Source organism: Clostridium carboxidivorans P7, from assembly GCF_001038625.1.
In the GTDB taxonomy this organism is placed as follows: domain Bacteria; phylum Bacillota; class Clostridia; order Clostridiales; family Clostridiaceae; genus Clostridium_AM; species Clostridium_AM carboxidivorans.
On sequence record NZ_CP011803.1, the window covers coordinates 5,014,328 to 5,032,236 of the forward strand.

The 17,909-nt window shown below is 29.6% G+C and carries 15 protein-coding genes; 13 read left to right on the plus strand and 2 right to left on the minus strand.

The features are described 5' to 3' along the window. Positions 1-36 precede the first annotated feature (36 nt). Positions 37-1,758, minus strand: coding sequence for a WG repeat-containing protein (locus tag Ccar_RS22650; RefSeq protein ID WP_007064539.1), 1,722 nt, complete (start codon positions 1,756-1,758; stop codon positions 37-39). Between the two features lie 249 nt (positions 1,759-2,007). Here Ccar_RS22650 and Ccar_RS22655 point away from each other — a divergent pair, with 249 nt between their 5' ends. From Ccar_RS22655 to Ccar_RS22715, 13 genes are all read left to right on the plus strand, one after another. Continuing rightward, positions 2,008-4,176 carry a cell wall-binding repeat-containing protein gene (locus Ccar_RS22655; protein WP_007062042.1) on the plus strand — a complete coding sequence of 723 codons (2,169 nt, stop codon included), beginning with the start codon at positions 2,008-2,010 and terminating at the stop codon, positions 4,174-4,176. A 273-nt stretch (positions 4,177-4,449) separates the two neighbouring features. After that, positions 4,450-5,499: an HlyD family secretion protein gene (locus Ccar_RS22660; RefSeq protein WP_007062041.1), complete on the plus strand. Its 1,050-nt coding sequence runs from the start codon at positions 4,450-4,452 to the stop codon at positions 5,497-5,499. A gap of 27 nt (positions 5,500-5,526) precedes the next feature. Beyond that, positions 5,527-6,690 carry an ABC transporter permease gene (locus Ccar_RS22665; protein ID WP_007062040.1) on the plus strand — a complete coding sequence of 388 codons (1,164 nt, stop codon included), beginning with the start codon at positions 5,527-5,529 and terminating at the stop codon, positions 6,688-6,690. After that, the gene (locus Ccar_RS22670; protein WP_034825883.1) at positions 6,687-7,871 is read left to right on the plus strand and encodes an ABC transporter permease; all 1,185 of its coding nucleotides are present in this window, start codon (positions 6,687-6,689) and stop codon (positions 7,869-7,871) included. The genes Ccar_RS22665 and Ccar_RS22670 overlap by 4 nt, the downstream gene beginning before the upstream one ends. 116 nt (positions 7,872-7,987) lie before the next feature. Beyond that, complete coding sequence (locus Ccar_RS22675; RefSeq protein WP_007062038.1) at positions 7,988-8,791, plus strand: SLAP domain-containing protein; 804 nt, start codon at positions 7,988-7,990, stop codon at positions 8,789-8,791. Between the two features lie 363 nt (positions 8,792-9,154). Further along, on the plus strand, positions 9,155-10,063 hold the full coding sequence (locus Ccar_RS22680; RefSeq protein ID WP_007062037.1) for a DMT family transporter: 909 nt from the start codon (positions 9,155-9,157) through the stop codon (positions 10,061-10,063). A 108-nt stretch (positions 10,064-10,171) separates the two neighbouring features. Then, positions 10,172-11,788, plus strand: coding sequence for an ABC-F family ATP-binding cassette domain-containing protein (locus tag Ccar_RS22685; RefSeq protein ID WP_007062036.1), 1,617 nt, complete (start codon positions 10,172-10,174; stop codon positions 11,786-11,788). 188 nt (positions 11,789-11,976) lie between these two features. After that, positions 11,977-12,333 (plus strand): hypothetical protein, encoded by a 357-nt coding sequence (locus tag Ccar_RS22690; protein ID WP_007062035.1) that lies wholly within the window; start codon positions 11,977-11,979, stop codon positions 12,331-12,333. A 198-nt stretch (positions 12,334-12,531) separates the two neighbouring features. Beyond that, a complete protein-coding gene (locus Ccar_RS22695; RefSeq protein WP_007062034.1) occupies positions 12,532-13,413 on the plus strand; it encodes an SLAP domain-containing protein in 882 nt (293 codons plus the stop codon). Between the two features lie 207 nt (positions 13,414-13,620). Continuing rightward, positions 13,621-15,246: a S41 family peptidase gene (locus tag Ccar_RS22700; protein ID WP_007062033.1), complete on the plus strand. Its 1,626-nt coding sequence runs from the start codon at positions 13,621-13,623 to the stop codon at positions 15,244-15,246. Positions 15,247-15,255: 9 nt separating this feature from the next. Beyond that, on the plus strand, positions 15,256-15,975 hold the full coding sequence (locus tag Ccar_RS22705; protein ID WP_007064538.1) for a M48 family metallopeptidase: 720 nt from the start codon (positions 15,256-15,258) through the stop codon (positions 15,973-15,975). A 461-nt stretch (positions 15,976-16,436) separates the two neighbouring features. Further along, positions 16,437-16,988, plus strand: a complete 552-nt coding sequence (locus tag Ccar_RS22710) for a manganese efflux pump MntP (protein WP_007062032.1) — start codon at positions 16,437-16,439, stop codon at positions 16,986-16,988. A gap of 49 nt (positions 16,989-17,037) precedes the next feature. Then, positions 17,038-17,475, plus strand: coding sequence for a Fur family transcriptional regulator (locus tag Ccar_RS22715; protein WP_007062031.1), 438 nt, complete (start codon positions 17,038-17,040; stop codon positions 17,473-17,475). Positions 17,476-17,488: 13 nt separating this feature from the next. On the opposite strand, the gene Ccar_RS22720 is transcribed toward Ccar_RS22715, so the two are convergent. Further along, a complete protein-coding gene (locus tag Ccar_RS22720) occupies positions 17,489-17,821 on the minus strand; it encodes a hypothetical protein (RefSeq protein WP_007062030.1) in 333 nt (110 codons plus the stop codon). Between the last annotated feature and the right edge of the window lie 88 nt (positions 17,822-17,909).

A 17,909-nucleotide genomic window follows, 5' to 3' on the forward strand; every position in this document is an offset into this window, starting at 1 on the left:
AGTAAGCACTGTGCATTCTTGCACAGTGCTTATTGCTTAGTTGTTTTTTACTGAAAAATTCATTTCTGTTACAGATGGTTCTAGAGAAGTTCTAGATTTAGATAGAAAATCATTAAGTATTGTAATTTTATAGTTTTCTCCAGGTTTGTAGCCTAAAGTTGGTGGATTTATTATTACTGAATCAGGAGCTACAAATTTAAAAGATACATTTATATATTTGTTAGAACTATCTGTTACCCTAATATTATTTAACATGGTTTTGTCTATGCTAGTTATTATAGTGTTATCAGCGTCATTTTTTTTATTAGTATCATCTAGCGGCATACTAAATTTTATCTTCCATGTTTTAAAAGTATCTACATCTTTTTTATCATTTATATATTTTACATCAGTATTTTTTATTACACTGCAGTTATTATCTTTTTTTACTACAGCAGCGTTATTTTGAAAAATAGTTACATTATTAAAATCTCGTTGAATTACAGGAGTTCCTGCTCTGGTTATAAATCCCCATTTATGATATTTTTTATATGAAGGATCATTTAATGAATTATTAGGTCCATCATTTTTCATTACATAAGCTAAGCCTTCATTAAAATCGGAAGCATCATCAAAGTTAACATCAATAACAATGTTACCTAGATTATCTATAAAACCATATTTATTTCCTTTTTTTACTCTTGCAAGACCTTCATGAAAAGAATATATGGTGTCAAACTGTGACAATAGTTTTAATTTTCCCGACATATCTATAAAACCATATGTTCCATTTTGGTCAACAATAGCTTTTCCTTCTTGTACTTCATATATCCAGCTAAATGCAGGAGAAGAAATAATATGACCTTTTATATCTGCAAGACCATATAAGCTGTTCCTTTGTAACAATAAATGGTCATCACCTAATAGACTAATAGAATTATATTGAATATCTAATATTCTTCCGCCTTTAGTATCTATGATACCATATAAATTTTGTTTATTGGCTTTTATAAGACCTTTAGAAATAAATTGTAAATTGTCATATTCAGGTTTTAAAACTATTTCTCCTTTTTCATTAGAAAGACCCCACTCATCATCTACTTTTACAGGTGCAACACCATCTTGAAAAGATTGCATGTCTTTAAAACCAAGTGGAGTAAAGTTACCTTTGGTATCTAATATACCCCAGGAATTATTTTGTTTTACTGGAGCAAGTCCATCTTGAAAATCTCTTTCATCATAAAAATCAACAGGTATGACTAATTTTCCAGTTGTGTCTATAAAACCATATTTGTTTCCTTTTCTTACTTTTGCATATCCATTTTGAAAATCATAAATACTATCAAATTCAGCTTTAGTAATAATGGTACCTTCTTTATTCATAAGTCCCCATTTGTTTCTATCATTTATTTTGGCTATACCATCTTTTGAAAAATCTGATATTTCCTTAAACTGAGGTTGTACAATGATTTTTCCACTTTGGTCTACCAAGCCGCATTCATTACCTCTTTTTATTACAGCTAAACCTTCTTTGAAGGAAGCAATAGAAGTAAATTTAGCTTCCAAGACTAAAGAGCCATTTTCATCAATTAGACCAAATAGACCAGAGCTGTTTTGAACCTTAGCAACACTGCCATCGAAAGGGAAGATGTTATCGAAAGAATAGGAAGTATCCTTCACAGTGAAATTGCTTTTAGCCTTTGCTGGCAAGGAACAGCTGACTATAATAAATATAAAAGAAAAAATTAAAACTAAATTGTGCTTTAATTTTTTGTTCAAAGTTTTCACCTCCAATAATATAAGGTATTCATATTTAGGATAATTATAACATTTATTATGTAAAATTAAAACTGGAAACATTTCTTCAAAATTGTGTTACTAATTGAGGGTATTTTAAACTGTGAAGCTAAATGTTGTAAATAAAAATGTATTATGATAATATTTATTCTATAGTGTACTTTTTTATGTGGATAGATTTGAAAATTAGTTTTATTAGTAAGTCATATAAGTTTTATAAGGGGGATAAGCATGTTTAATAAAAAATTGTTAACAATAATTTTAGCTTTAGGTATAGCGTCCTTTTCAATAACAAGTGTTAGTGCTGAAGCACAAACTAAAAGATTATGGGGGAGTGACAGGTACGGAACATGTGCGGATATTGTAAAAGATGGCTGGCAGACAACTTCTTATTATGCAGTTATTGTTAATGGAGAAAATTTCCCAGATGCATTAAGTGCAGCACCTTTAGCACAAAAATATAAAGCACCCATATTATTAACTGAAAATGATACACTTAATTCGAATACTGCTGATCAGCTAAAAAGGCTTAATGTTAAAAAAGTATTTATAGTAGGTGGACAAGGGGTAGTAAGTGCTGGTGTAGAAAAAGCTATAAATAATTTAGGAATAGAAACTGTTAGGTATAAAGGTGAAGATAGAGGAGAGACTTCTATAAAGGTAGCTTCACAAGTAGGAACTAAAAATGGAGTGATTGTGGCAATAGATGATGATTATACAGATGCATTATCTGCAGCACCTATAGCAGCTAATCTTCAAATGCCTATAATTTTAGTTTCTAAGGATACATTTTCAAGCAGTTTATCAAATTTTATACTTATGAATAATATTCCAAAAACTTATGTTTTAGGAGATTCAAATATAATAAGTGATAGAGTAGCTAATATGTTTCCAAATGTTAAGAGAATTACAGGTAGCAACAAGTATGAAAGAAACATAAATATTATAAAGGAATTTGAAAGCAATGTAAATTTTGGTAATGTATGCATTGCCTATTCTGAACAATTTGCAGATGCATTATCTGGAGCAGCTTTTGCAGCTAATAATAGCAATCCAATAATTTTAGTTGGAAATAACGTTGAAAATTGTACAAATAGTCTTATAAAAGATAAATTAAGTTCTATTAAAAATGTTACTGTTTTAGGAGGAAGTGCAGGAGTCAAGGATAGTTTAGTTACTAATTTATTAAGTGGAGGTTCTGATTCTTCTGATGATAATGGAGTAGTATTAACAGATAGTGAGGGCAATACTTCAGGGAATTTGAGAAATGGCGGATTTGTTGTTGAAAAGAATGGATGGATCTATTATATTAAAGATGGTAACAAAATCTGTAGAGCAAAGACTGATGGAACTCAGGAAATGAAGTTAATGGATGTAAAGAATGCTAGATCTTTAAATGTAGTAGATGGATATCTTTATTATGTAGCACGTACAGGTGATTTTAAGAGTACGGATCCACAATCAGATCAAGTTACAGTTTATAGAGAGTCCATAAGTGGCGGACGTCCTGACAGCATAACTGGTCAGCATGAAAAGAGTTTTGGAAAGGGTTTTCCTTATATGCTGATGGATGGTCATTGGCTGCTCTATTCTCCAGAGTACACATTTATATCCAAGGAAAATGCAAATTATTATAATAATTTTTATAAAATGGATACAGAAACTCTTGAAAATAAAAAGTCCTATGGAGGATATTTGGGGTCTTTAGCAGTAGAAAATGGATATGTTTATTTTACAACTTTAGATGATAATCGAATACGCAGAATGCCTACATCAGGAAATAAAGATGATGATGGCGAACTCAATAATAAAGAAATTGATCTTGGACTTAGAGGAACTGTTTTAGATGTAGTTGATAATTATATATATTATAAGGATGAGGATGGAAATACTTATAGGATAAAAGAAGATAAAACAGAAAGAACTAAGATAGTAGATCTTCCTGAAAAGTTTATTATAAATGGAGATTATTTATATTATGTTGCTTCAGGAAAGGATAAACTAGGTCAATTGCATAAAATGAACCTTGATGGTACACAGGATGTTGGATTAAATGCATATACAGTTAATAATTTTGCTATAAATGGAGATTGGATATACTATCGTAGTAATGGAAATGGAAACATATATAGAATTAGATTAGATGGTAGTTCTAGAGAGGAATTCCCAGACAAAATAGCTATAAAAAATATAAAGGATATAAATGTACAGGTAAAACAGGGTGATTCCTATGAGCTTCCAACAGCAGTTTGGACTGCTATGGAGGATGGTTCTTATGAATATTATAGTGTCACTTGGGATAAGAACAGTATAGATACAAATACAGTTGGAACCTATAAAGCACTAGGTACTGTAGAAGGTTATAGTAGTAAGGTAAATCTTACTGTAGAGGTTAAATAAAAGAGTTACTAATTTTTTAAAATGTAAGTGAATTTAATTTGCTTACATTTTATTTTTTATAGATAAAATAATTATAGTAATGGTCAATTGTTTATAATAGAAATTCAAATGTATTGACAATAATATTAGTATGTGTATAATTATTATATAAATAGTAAATATGTTTACTATATGTATAAGTTACCTAAGTGCTTGGCATAAATTTACAATAAATTAGTAAATAATTATGTTTTCATATAAAATATAATTACAATATGATAAGGAGGTTTTTCCATGAAAAAAAGAGGTTTAATTTTCACATCATTAATTATAATAACATGTTTTTTTACAGGATGCAGCAACAATGCAGCAGCACTTACAGGAGATAATTTAACAAAAAAAAGCAATTCTAATTTAGTTGTTCAGGGAAATATAGAAACCAAGGAAGTGAATATAAACTCTAAAGTTGCAGGAAAGATAACGGCTATAAAGGTGGCTGAAGGTGACAGCATAAAAAATGGACAGGTTTTAATAACTATAGATAATAGTACATTGGTTGCAAAAGATGCTCAATCAAAAGCTCAAATTGAGGCAGCTACTGGCCAAATGAAAGCAGCACAATCAGCAAAAGCAGCAGCACAAGCAGCACTTTCAAAAGCTCAAAATGGAGCAAGACCAGAAGAAATAGATGAGGCTAAGGCTCAATATGATTTAGCCCTATCTACATATAATAGAGTAAAGGGATTGTTCGATAAAAATTATGCAGCTCAAGCAGATTTAGATAAAGCCAAGGCTAGTTTGGATGTAGCATCAAGTCAATATAATCTGGCTAAAGATGGAGCAAGAAAAGAAGATATAGCAGCATTACAAGCACAGGTAAATCAAGCAGATGCAACAATACAGGGATATCAAGCACAGATTAAGCAGGCTGAAGGTGGACAAAGTGAAGTGCAAAGTTATATAGCTGATACCACAATTACAGCACCAGCAGATGGAATTGTAAACCAGCTAAATGTGGAGGTTGGTGAACTTGTATCTACAGGTATGCCTCTTCTTGTAATAACAAATACAACTAAACCATGGATTGAGTGTAATGTAAAAGAAACAGATCTTTCAAAGGCAAAATTAAATGGAACTGTTTCAGTAAAACTTCCAAGTTATCCTAAGGAGAAGTTTACAGGTAAGATAGTAAGAATAAATGAAAAACCAGATTTTGCTGTTAAAAGAGCCACAAATGATAATGGAGATTTTGATGTGCTATCCTATGGTGTTAAGGTTGAATTACAGGATACAACTAAACAACTTCACCAAGGTATGACAGCTCTTGTTGACTTTGGAAAGTGAAGTGATTAATCTATTATGAAGGATAAAATGCTGAACTTTATAAGAATAGGTTTGAAATTAAAAGGAATTTTAACTTTTATATTCTTTATATTTTTTATTCCCATCGCCTGTAGTTTTATTTTAGGAAGTGAAATGCGTGAGGGTGAAATTAAAAATATTCCAACTGTAATTGTAGATCATGATAATTCTTCTTATAGCCAAATGCTTGTTAAAGAAATAAAAAATAATGAAATATTTAATATAACTAATTATAGTGATAATGATTCAGATGTTAAAAATTTAATAGAAAATAATAAGGCAAGAGTTGGAGTTATTATTCCACAATCTTTTGCAAAGGATTTAACAGAAGGAAATGCTCCTAAGGTTCTTATATTTTATGATGGTTCACAGATGTCAATTACCAGTGCAGCCAAGTCAAGAATGGATGAAATACTTTTATCCATAAAGACTGGGTATATACAACAGATTATGCAGGGAAAGCTTGGAGTAATGCCAGAGGTATCTAGAAACTATATGCTTCCTATGTATTTCAATTATAGAATTTTAAACAATCCTGCTAGAAATTATAGCAACTTTTTAAACATAGGAATGCTAATTTCTGTTGCTCAAGTATGCTTTGTAATGCTAGGGGCAGACATGGTAAAAAAGGAAAAACATTATTTATTTATATGGGTAAAGACCATTTTGGGAGGTTTAGCAGGAGCTCTTTCTACTTTGATAACTTTGGCAATACAAGTTAAATACTATGGAGTGCCTTTTAGGGGGACAACCAAGGAAACAGTTTTACTCACTATACTATTTTGTATTGCAATAGTAAGTTATGGAGTTTTGATAAGGCTTATTGTGAATCAAAAAATACTTTCCATACAAATTAGTGCGGTAACAGTTTTACCTACAAGTATACTTGGAGGATATACTTTTCCCATTCTTGCAATGCCAGAGTTTTTTCAAAGTTTATCAACAATTCTTCCCTTTGTACATTATGCAGGACCTATGAGAAGAATATTTCTTGTTGGTATAGGAGCAGAGTATATTAACCCGGAAATAAGCTGGTTTATTAAGTTTATAATTTGGATGTGGATACTTTCAATAGGAATATTCTATGCAAAGAAAGCAGTTAAGAAGGGATATAATCATATTAAGGATAAAAAGAATAGTGTAAAGAATACTGGAGAGGCGGTGGAAGTATGAATAAACAGGAACTCATTAAAATTACTTTTGCAAAAGTAAAAAATGTTGGAATTCTTGTGCTTTTACCTATTTTCTTCACCTTGATTTTTTCTTTAGTATTCAGCAAGGTATTTGTTGAACAAATACCTTTTGGTGTTTTGGATTTGGATAATTCCTCTACATCCAGGACTATTGTAAGACAATTTGAAGATCATCCAGGCTTTAAGGTTACATATCATGCAGGGTCTTATGATGATATCAATGAAAAAATAAAATCAGAAAAAATTCAAGCTGCTATTATTATACCAAAGAATTTTGGCAAAGATGTATCGGAAATGAAGGCTCCAAAGACTATACTTTTGGTAAATGAAACAAATATAGTTATAGGGAATAATGCATTATCTTATGGAAGCACTATATTAAATACTTTAAATGCTAAAATTCAACTTAATGTATTAGAAGGAAATAATATGATGCCTTATTTGGCACAACAATCAGTTAGTTCTCTATCTTTTACTGAACGTATATTATATGATCCTCAATTATGCTATGGTAAGTATTTAATTTATGGTCTTATAGCTATTTTAATTCAGCAAACTTATTTAGCAGTAGTAATCCCTATTTTAATTACTGAAAAATCTAATTTGGTTAAAATTAAGCTTAGATCAAAAAAGGGAATTAAAAAGATGGCTGTTGTATGCTTGAGAATATTATTATCCATAGTATTTGCATATATAGGTTTTATTCTCTGCCTATATTGTGCAGGAAAGTATTTTAATATGCCTCTTAGGGGAACTTTAATAAATTACTTTAGAATAATGACCATGTTTATTATGGATCTTACTGGAGTAGCCTTTGTATTATCTTTTATTTTCAATAAGGTTCCAGATTTTAATAGATTCTCCATGTGTTTGTCTGTACCAACGTTTCTTACTGCAGGTTATTCATGGCCTGGATACATGATGCCAGGTGGTTTTAGTCGTATTGTTGAAACACTATGGCCTGTTATATATGCAGCAGATCCTTTAAGGGTTATAAGCTTAAAGGGTTCAAATATGGACTTTTTACGTCCATATATACAACAGGGAATTCATTATGCTTTAGTATGGATACCCATAGGTATATTATTGTACCTTATTAAGATTGTAGTACTTAAGTATATGTATAAAAAGTTTTTAAACACACAAAAAGAAGCAGCGTAAAAGATACTAGGATGGAAGAAGGCAACTATTACCTTCTTCCATTTTCTTATGTAAATGGTGAAAATTTATTAATATATGGTATACTTAAATCATATTGAATAAAGTGGAGGTATAGTATGTCACAAGAAAAACAAAAAGTAGAAGTTGAATTGTCATTAACAGAAAGATTTGATGCTGTAGTATCAGATGTACAAAAAGATATCATGAATGAAGAAATTTCGGGGCTTGAGCCTATAAAGAAAAATGATATAAATATATCTACAATATATACTTTTGATTATGGTGATGAAATAGAAGCTAAAGTATATTTTAGAAATGGATTCACTAAAAAGGTTAATTTTGAGTATGTACCTTTAATTATGGTGAATTCAAAAGGAGATATTGTTGCTTCTAAAATGTTTGATTTAAGAGAAATGGGCGATATTCCAACAGGTGGAGCAAGACCATGGAAGCTTTACTTTGAAAAATCCTGTGTGGATATTGAGAAGTTTTCACCTGAAGATTGTAAAATACTTTTTAATAAAAATATAAAAGCTGTGAACTATGCTAAGTTTGAATTTGAAGATTTTCCAGAAGAATTTAATAATTTTAGAAGTGAATTTGAAAGATTTTTAGAAAATGCTCCTAATATAGAAAAAGGACAGTTTAGTGTATCAACTTTTAGTATAGTCGTACAACAAAATGGTAATTTAGTAATAACTCTTGTTGCCAGAAATTCAGTAGAAAAAACAGTAAAAATAGAAGAGATGCCAATAACAGTTAAAGATGAAAATGATAATGTAATAGTTAATGGTAAGTTTCAATTAAAGGATTTTACAGTAAGTCCAATGAAAGCAAAAGTATGTGTTTTAGTTTTTAATACTGATCTTAATGCTGAGTCAGGTGTGGATACTAGTAAGTGGAAGGTTGTATTTCAATAGAATTTGAAATTATTGTGTAAAAATTAGTACATAAAATGAGCAAAATGCGGCACAACTTTTTCAGAGGACAGAGGACAATTGACAGAGGACAGTGAAGGATGATTTTTCTCTGCTTTGCTACGAAAAATCTTTAATTAAATTTTTGAGAGCTCGTTTCACTAAAGTGAAACATTGCTGACTTATATAAATTTTAAGCTTGTTTTGCGCTAGCAAAATAAGCTTAAAAATAAATTAGTTTTCTGACGTAAGGAGGAAAACTTACATTCATTGTCCTCTGTCCTCTGTCAATTGTCCTCTAAAAAATGCTTCGCATTTTTTTAAAACTGTGAAATTTAAGTTTTGAGAAAGGAAAGTTTAATTACTATGGAAAAAGTAAGGGGTGACAGTAAAAAAAGCTTTTGGGCTGATATGTCACTATTTTTAACGGCTCTATTATGGGGAGGAGGCTTTGTTGCAGTAAAAGATGCTGTGAGCAATGTAACTCCTTTTTATATGCTGGCTATTAGATTTTTAGCTGCATCAATATGCTTATCTGCAATATTTTATAAAAAATTCAAAGGTATAAGAAAACAGGATATTGTATCAGGTTCTATTGTTGGTGTTTTCTTATTTTTATCCATGGCAGCACAAACCATAGGAATTCAATACACCACGGCAGGTAAACAAGCTTTTATAACTACTGTATATGTAGTTATAATTCCTTTTTTTGTTTGGGCAATAGATAAAAAGAAACCAGATGCATATTCTATAATATCAGTACTATTTACATTTATAGGTATAAGTTTTTTAAGTATTAATAATGAATTTAAATTAAGTATGAATTTAGGTGATTGGATTACACTATTTTCAGCTTTTTTATTTGCTGCTCATATAGTTTCTATAGCTCATTTCACAAAAGATACAAATCCTATTGTACTTTCAGTGCTTCAAATGAGTTTTGCAGGAATTATGTCACTTGTTTTTGCATTGATATTTGAAGGTAAATTTACAGGCATAAATAATAATGCTTTATTTTCAATGTCTTATATTATAATTTTTAGTACAACCATACCTTTTTTAATTCAAAACGTGGCTCAAAAATATACACATCCAAACCATGCAGGTATAATACTTAGTTTTGAATCTGTATTTGGAGCAATTTTATCTGTAATATTTTTAAAGGATGTTTTTACAATAAATATGATTGTAGGGTGTATTATTATATTTATTGCTGTAATTATATGTGAAACTAAGTTAAGTTTTTTAAAGAATAGTAAAAAAAATGATTTATAAAGTATGTACAGTTATGATATAATAATGCAGTGTTTTGACGATTTTAGTTAACATTGACATAGATTTAAAATAGGATATACATTTTATAATTGGAGGAATTTAATAAATATGATAAGTACAAATAATGTTAGTTTAAGGTATGGTGCACGTAAATTATTTGAAGACGTTAATGTAAAGTTTACACCAGGAAATTGTTATGGGCTTATAGGTGCTAATGGAGCTGGAAAATCAACATTTTTAAAGATACTTTCGGGTGAGATTGAGGCTAATACAGGAGATGTAATAATAACTCCTGGAGAGAGAATGGCAGTTTTAAAACAAAATCACTTTGAATTTGATGAGCACAATGTTTTAGAGACAGTTATAATGGGACATGAAAGACTATACAATATTATGAAGGAAAAGGAAGCTATATATGCTAAAGAAGATTTTACTGATGAAGATGGAATAAAAGCTTCAGAGCTTGAAGGTGAATTTGCAGAGCTTAATGGCTGGGAAGCAGAGGCAGAAGCTGCATCACTGCTTATGGGGCTTGGGATAGCTATAGAACTTCATGATAAGCTTATGAAGGATTTAGATGGTGCTGAAAAGGTAAGAGTTCTTTTAGCTCAAGCTTTATTTGGCAAACCTGATATATTACTATTAGACGAACCTACAAACCATTTAGATATAAAATCTATTAAATGGCTAGAAAATTTTCTTATGGATTTTGAAAATACTGTAATTGTAGTATCTCATGATAGATATTTTTTAAATAAAGTATGTACTCATATGGCTGATTTGGATTTTGGAAAGATTCAAATGTATGTTGGAAACTATGATTTCTGGTATGAATCAAGTCAGTTAGCTCTTCAAATGGCTAAGGACCAAAATAAAAAGAAAGAAGAGAAGATTAAGGAATTGGAAGCCTTTGTTGCAAGATTTAGTGCTAATGCATCTAAATCAAAACAAGCTACTTCTCGTAAAAAGCAGCTGGATAAAATAACTTTAGATGATATAAAACCTTCTTCTCGTAAGTATCCTTTTGTTGGATTTAAGGCTGATAGAGAAGCTGGTAATGATCTTTTACTAGTAGATGGTTTAACTAAAACTATAGATGGAGTAAAAGTTTTAGATAATTTAAGCTTCATAGTGAATAAAGGAGATAAAATAGCTTTTGCAGGAACAAATGAGTTGGCAAAAACTACTTTATTCCAAATATTAACTGGTGAAATGGAGCCAGATGCTGGCGAATATAAATGGGGAATAACTACTTCTCAATCATATTTTCCTAAAGATAATACTGAATACTTTGAAGGGGTAGATTTAAGTTTAGTAGATTGGCTTCGTCAGTTTTCAGAAGAAAAATCAGAAAGCTTTATAAGAGGTTTCCTTGGTAGAATGCTTTTCTCAGGGGAAGAGGCCTTGAAAAATGCAAGTGTGCTTTCAGGAGGAGAAAAGGTTCGTTGTATGCTTTCAAGAATGATGCTTAGTGGTTCTAATGTTTTAATATTGGATGAACCAACAAACCATCTTGATCTTGAATCCATTACAGCAGTAAATAATGGGTTAATTAATTTTGATGGAACAATACTTTTTACATCTCATGACCATCAATTTGTGCAAACTGTCGCTAATAGAATTATGGAAATTACACCTAAAGGCTTAATGGATAGACAAATGACTTATGATGAATATTTGGAAAATGAAGATATTCAAAAGCAGTTGGAAGATATGTATAAATAATAGTTTGGGGATTATTATATAAACTTAAGAAATTATTTACAAAATATTGAACATTTCTCAATATTAATTATGTCAGTGTGATGATATAATTGATATTGAGTTATTCACTTATAGCTTATTTTTTAAGTCTGTAAGTATGAACTAAAATTTTTAGTAGCTTATATAAATTAAGAGGGGATGTTTAATTCATGAAGAGTTTTTTAAAAAAGCTAACATTGATTATGGTATGCGTATCAATGTTTGTGTCTTTGACGGGTTGTTATACAGCCGTTAAACCTGATAAAGATCCTAAAAAGTTGGTTCAAGATGTAAAAAGAACGAGCCAGATAAAAAAGGAAAAAGATTTAATAGATGGGCAAGTATATATGAAAAACGATGTACTAACTGCTACTATGGTATTTAAGGACAATGTAAGTGAAAAGGATGCTAAAGAATTAGTAAATAAGTATGCAGAAGCATTGAAAAAGGAATATAAAGGTACGAAGATAAATATACAAGCGGTACAAAAAAATAAAAATATAGCAAATGTAGTTATACCGAAATAAAAACAAAAAAATTAGTTTTGGTTGTTGTAGTATTTAACATATAATTAAGTTTGATTTTGAAGATTTAGTATGTTATATTAAATTAGAAAAATAAATTGATTGTAAGTGGATTTAGGTAATATGCGATGTAAATGATTTTCATAAATATAAGAATTACAATAATGAATAACGTTAGTAAGTAAAACTTGGAGGTTTACAATGGTAAAAAAGATGAAAAAAAATGAAACTAATAAAATAGAAGATAAAAATATTGAAACATTAGAAGTACCTACAGTTCTTTCGCTTTTAGAAAATGATGACAATGTAATGTCAGATGTTCAAAAAGACATATTAGAAGAGGAAATAGAAGAACTTCCTCCAATAAGAGAAGGACAATTGAATGTTTCTGGTATATATATTTATGATGAAGGTGAAAAATTAGAAGTTAAAGTTTATATAAGAAATGGTCTTTCAGAGGAAGTAGCTTTAGAAAACATACCTTTAGCTATACTGAATTCTAAGGGTGAGGTTTTAGCTCATCAAATTTTTAACTTAAGAAGCTTAGGTAAAATACCACCTCAAGGTGCAAGACCTTTAAAGCTGTATTTTGAAAAGAAAAATGTTTATGTAGAAAATATTCCTATGGATGATTGGACTATAGGTTTTGATTCAAATGTCAGAGGTGCAAAGAATATAAAGGTAACATATGAGAAATTACCTAAAAGCATGGATGTAGAGGATAAGCTTGTATTTGATAGATTTTTGAAAAGTCTTCCAGAATTAAGAGAAGAACAGTTTAGTATTTCTACTTTTAGTGTTGGAATTCAAAAAGATGGAAATATAATAGTTACAGTAATAATGAGAAACGGATATACCAATCCAATAGGTTTAAGTGAAGTTCCTGTAACAGTAATAGATGCTGACGGAAATGTTGTAAAATCAAATTTATTTAAGCTTGAAAACTTCGAGGTTGGAGGTCTTAAGGCTAGAATATTTAATTTTGCATTCCCAACAAATTTCAAATTGGAAAATGATGTTGCCTTAGATGATTGGAAGGTTGAATTTAACTTACAAGAGGTAGCTAAACAACCTTTAAATTAAGAATAGAATATAGAAAAACAATTTATAAATAAACACAAAAAAGCATTTTAAAAAGATATTTTTTTAAAGTGCTTTTTTGTATAGGTGTTTCCTTTAATGGGTAATTTTACATTGATAATTTTAACAAATTATTTATTTCAATAAATTCCAAAATGATGTATAATTTCTATAATACATAATATAAGAATTTTCAGGAGGATGAAAATAATGAACAATAAAACAAAGTTCATTGAAGAGAAAAAACAATGCAGCACAAATAGGAGTATACGATTATCAAGTATATTAGCTACATTTGCTTTTGTGATGTTTTTTATTACAAGCATGACATTTAATGTACAAGCTGCTAGTTCCTCTTTATTGGAAGAAGCTAGAGAAACTATTAAAAATAAGTATGTTAGTGAAGTACCAGATAGTGTGCTTAATGCACCTACCATAGAAGAGATGGTAAAAAGGCTCAATGATCCTTATTCAGAGTATTTCTCTAAGCAAGAACAACAAGATTTTGTAAATGTTATAGACAATAAAATGTATGGAATTGGAATATATATGGATATTGTTCCAGAAGGAGTTAAGGTAAAAAGTGTTATAGATAATTCTCCAGCATTAGAGGCTGGAATTAAAGCTGGAGATATAATAACTTCTGCTAATGGTACATCTTTAGCAGGGATGACATCAAAACAAGCGCCTTCTTATATAAAAGGAGAAGAGGGTACTAGCGTTAACTTAGTAATAAAAAGAGGAGATTCGCAATTAAATTTTACTGTAACAAGAAGAGAAATAAGCATACCAACAGTAGAAGGAAAGATGTTGAATGACAATGCGGCCTATATAGAGGTATCTTCTTTTGGAAGTGATACATCGGAATTATTTACTCAAAAGCTTCAGGAACTCAGAATAAAAAATCCACAGTTTTACATAATTGACTTGAGAAATAATGGCGGTGGATATATGAGTACTGCTTTGGATATGGCAGGAAACTTTATAGGAGAGAATCGTGCAATAATTATAGAAAATAACCAAGGGCAAGAGACAGGGTATTTAGCCAGCGATAAAGGAAAGATTATAGACAAGCCTGTATTCTTTCTTGTAAATGAAAATACTGCCAGTGCTTCAGAAATTTTGTCAGCTGCAGTAAAAGATTATAATAAAGCATTTTTCATAGGTACTACAACATATGGTAAGGGAGTAGCTCAGCAAATGTTTCCACTATCTGATGGAAGCTATTTGAAGCTTACAGTAGAAAAGTTTTACTCACCTAAGGGAAATGTTATACAGAAAACTGGCATATCTCCAGATTTTAAGGTGGAAAATGTAGATTCTTTAGCAGTTGCAGACTTATTTTCCGGGAAATGTAGAAATGACGTGGATAAAACAGGTTATGTAAAGGTAACTACAGGTGGAAAGGATTTTGAGATAAGCTTAAGTACGGCCAAAGATGAAGCTCATTGGGCTGCATTTAAGTATATAGTAAGTACAGTGTCAAAGGATAATGTATATATAGGAACTAAAGATGGATGGACTAAAGCACCAGAAGATTATTTTAATAATGTATATAAGTTTTTCTATGGTAATCTTAAAACTTTAGATTCTGTAAGCAATGTATCAAAAAATAAAACATTTAATGTAACTTTTAATAAAAATGTAGATATTGATACTGTTAAAGATAATGCAGATATTGAAATTATAGATGCTGACACGGGAGAACGTGCTGCTTTTGATGTAAAAAAAGTTGATGATAAAAAAGTAAGTTTAGTACCTAAGAAAGAATTAAATTCTGGGGACACTTATTATGTGAAAGTAAAAGATACAATTAAATCTTATACTGTAAAGTAGGGATAAAATATGAAAAATAGTCATAAGTTATCCACATTTAATTATAAGATTTTTAGAAAAAAAAGAAAAACCATTGGGATTAAAATAACTAATAAGGGAGAGGTTGTAGTTACTTCTCCCTTTGGTATTAGTGACGAAACTATAGAAAATATAGTTAAGAAAAAGTCTTCATGGATATTAAGTAAGCTTAATATCATTAAGGATGAAAAGTTAGAGGAAAAAACATCTTTAAAGAATGGTTATAAACTTTTATATTTAGGAATACAATTAAAACTGGAGTTATTTTATAAAAAAACAGATAATTGTGATTTATTTATTGATAATGGAAGCTTTAAGGTTTATTTTGATGGTAATATAGGATTAGGTGAGGATGCTATTAAAAACCATATAATCGATATATATAAAAATCAAGCAAAAAAGGTATTAATAGAAAGAACTAAAATTTACAGCAAGTTGATTGGTGTAAATCCATTAAAAGTTACTATAAAAAGCCAGAAAACCCTTTGGGGAAGTTGCTCATCTAAAAGGAATATAAATTATAACTATAAAATAATAATGGCACCTATGGAAGTGGTAGACTATATAGTAGTGCATGAACTATGCCATTTAATACACATGAATCATTCTAAACAGTATTGGAATACAGTACAGAGTATATTGCCTGATTATAAAATTAGAAGACGATGGCTTAAAGATAATGGATTTAAGCTAATGAGATTTTTTGAATAGTAATTAAAAGTTGGGATATTAGGGGTAATTTTTGTGTTTTAAGGATAATGCGAAGCAACTTTTTCAGAGGACAGAGGACAATTGACAGAGGACAGTGAAGGATGATTTTTCTCCGCTTTGCTACGAAAAACCTTTAATTAAATATTTGATGACTCGTTTCACTAAAGTGAAACATTGCTGACTAATATAAATCTAAAGATTATTTTGCTTTAGCAAAAAAATCTTTAAAAATAAATTAGTTTTCTGACGTAAGGAGGAAAACTCACCTTCATTGTCCTCTGTCCTCTGTCAATTGTCCTCTGAAAATAATGCTTCGTATTATTTTTAAACTGACAAAGTTCGGTAATTATGAATATTTTCTATAATTCACAAATATAAGTATGTATCTGGACATTGTAATAGATATAAAGTAAAATTATATTGTTATAGTACAATGGCAAATAATAATAAGGAGAATGGTTATGGTTTTTCATTCGTTATTTATAATTGCAATGGCTCTTTCGCTAGATGCGTTTGGAGTAGCCTTATGCATAGGATTAAATAATAATGTAAAAACAAATGATAGGATCTTGTTCGCAAGTTCTTTTGGATTTTTTCAATTTTTATTTTCTATTTTAGGGGCATATACGGGATTCTTATTTAACAGATACATAGCTTCAGTTCCTAGCATTATAGGAGGTGCACTAATAGCTATAGTTGGAATAATGATGTTAAAAGAAGGGTTTGAAAACAAGGAGGAATGTCCCGCAATAAAGCCAGGCATGGCTATAATTTTAGGAATATCAGTAAGTATAGATGCTATGGTTATAGGATTTACTACTCTCCATAGTGCAGGAAATAAGTTTGTCATTTTTAGCAATACTATATTTATAGGTGTAGTTACATTAATAGTAGTTTCAATAGCATTTTTTATTGCAAAGTATCTAAAACGTATAGAAATAATAAGTAAATATGCAGATTACATAGGTGGAATTATATTGGTTATTTTTGGCATAAAAATGATGTTTTTCTAGTAAATTGACATTTCATTGGTTTGGGATATGGAAAAATTGGGGTGATGGTATGGAAATAGAGCATTATTTGAGGCAGCATGGCATAAAGGTAACAAAGGCAAGAATAAATATACTAGATATCTTATGTAAAAATGATAGTGCGTTAAGTGCAGAGTTTATATTTGATGAATTTAAACATAGGAAAATAAATATTGACTTGTCAACAGTTTATAGATCATTAGAACTGTTTGAAAAAAAGAATATTGTAAGAAAGTTTGACTTAGGCTGCGGAAAATATAATTATATCATAAAACAAGAAGATCATAAGCACATAATACAGTGTAAATTATGTCACAAAAAAGTAGAGATAGACTGTCCTATGCAGCAAATTAGAGAAATAATAAAGAATACTACTGGGTTTACCTCTGTAAATGAAGAGTTAAATATTAATCTTGAAGGAATTTGTGATGAATGTAAAAAGAAAGAACACAAAAAAAGTAAAGAATAGAGATTCTATTCTTTTATTGTTCTAAATTTAAATTAGGTTTTGAAACATATACATTTTTTACTTTCCATATACCTTTATTATTTTTTTCTAAAAATACATTATAAGCTACTTTCTTATGAGGAGATTTATCTTCCATTCCATCCACATTTATTACCGCTATACTACCATTAGAAAAACTTAAATTTATTTTGGATATACTACACATTTTATGAGCATTAAAAATTCCAGTAGTAAAGTATTTTTGAACTACATAATCTATGTCTGTACATTTATTATAAGTATATTTGTATTTTATTAAGCCGCATATAAGGGCAATAGATAATAAAATTATTAAAAGCTTTTTCATAAGCTACCTCCTAAAAAATGGAATACAACATAATGATAACCAAAAAATGGAAATAAGTAAATACTTATTTGTTATATACAGAAATAAT

What these genes read in the sequence shown, in the direction of transcription:
- Ccar_RS22655 (WP_007062042.1), top strand. Translation starts at nt 2,008, where the DNA reads ATGTTTAATAAAAAATTGTTAACAATAATTTTAGCTTTAGGTATAGCG.
- Ccar_RS22660 (WP_007062041.1), top strand. Translation starts at nt 4,450, where the DNA reads ATGAAAAAAAGAGGTTTAATTTTCACATCATTAATTATAATAACATGT.
- Ccar_RS22665 (WP_007062040.1), top strand. Translation starts at nt 5,527, where the DNA reads ATGCTGAACTTTATAAGAATAGGTTTGAAATTAAAAGGAATTTTAACT.
- Ccar_RS22670 (WP_034825883.1), top strand. Translation starts at nt 6,687, where the DNA reads ATGAATAAACAGGAACTCATTAAAATTACTTTTGCAAAAGTAAAAAAT.
- Ccar_RS22675 (WP_007062038.1), top strand. Translation starts at nt 7,988, where the DNA reads ATGTCACAAGAAAAACAAAAAGTAGAAGTTGAATTGTCATTAACAGAA.
- Ccar_RS22680 (WP_007062037.1), top strand. Translation starts at nt 9,155, where the DNA reads ATGGAAAAAGTAAGGGGTGACAGTAAAAAAAGCTTTTGGGCTGATATG.
- Ccar_RS22685 (WP_007062036.1), top strand. Translation starts at nt 10,172, where the DNA reads ATGATAAGTACAAATAATGTTAGTTTAAGGTATGGTGCACGTAAATTA.
- Ccar_RS22690 (WP_007062035.1), top strand. Translation starts at nt 11,977, where the DNA reads ATGAAGAGTTTTTTAAAAAAGCTAACATTGATTATGGTATGCGTATCA.
- Ccar_RS22695 (WP_007062034.1), top strand. Translation starts at nt 12,532, where the DNA reads ATGGTAAAAAAGATGAAAAAAAATGAAACTAATAAAATAGAAGATAAA.
- Ccar_RS22700 (WP_007062033.1), top strand. Translation starts at nt 13,621, where the DNA reads ATGAACAATAAAACAAAGTTCATTGAAGAGAAAAAACAATGCAGCACA.
- Ccar_RS22705 (WP_007064538.1), top strand. Translation starts at nt 15,256, where the DNA reads ATGAAAAATAGTCATAAGTTATCCACATTTAATTATAAGATTTTTAGA.
- Ccar_RS22710 (WP_007062032.1), top strand. Translation starts at nt 16,437, where the DNA reads ATGGTTTTTCATTCGTTATTTATAATTGCAATGGCTCTTTCGCTAGAT.
- Ccar_RS22715 (WP_007062031.1), top strand. Translation starts at nt 17,038, where the DNA reads ATGGAAATAGAGCATTATTTGAGGCAGCATGGCATAAAGGTAACAAAG.
- Ccar_RS22720 (WP_007062030.1), bottom strand. Translation starts at nt 17,821, where the DNA reads ATGAAAAAGCTTTTAATAATTTTATTATCTATTGCCCTTATATGCGGC.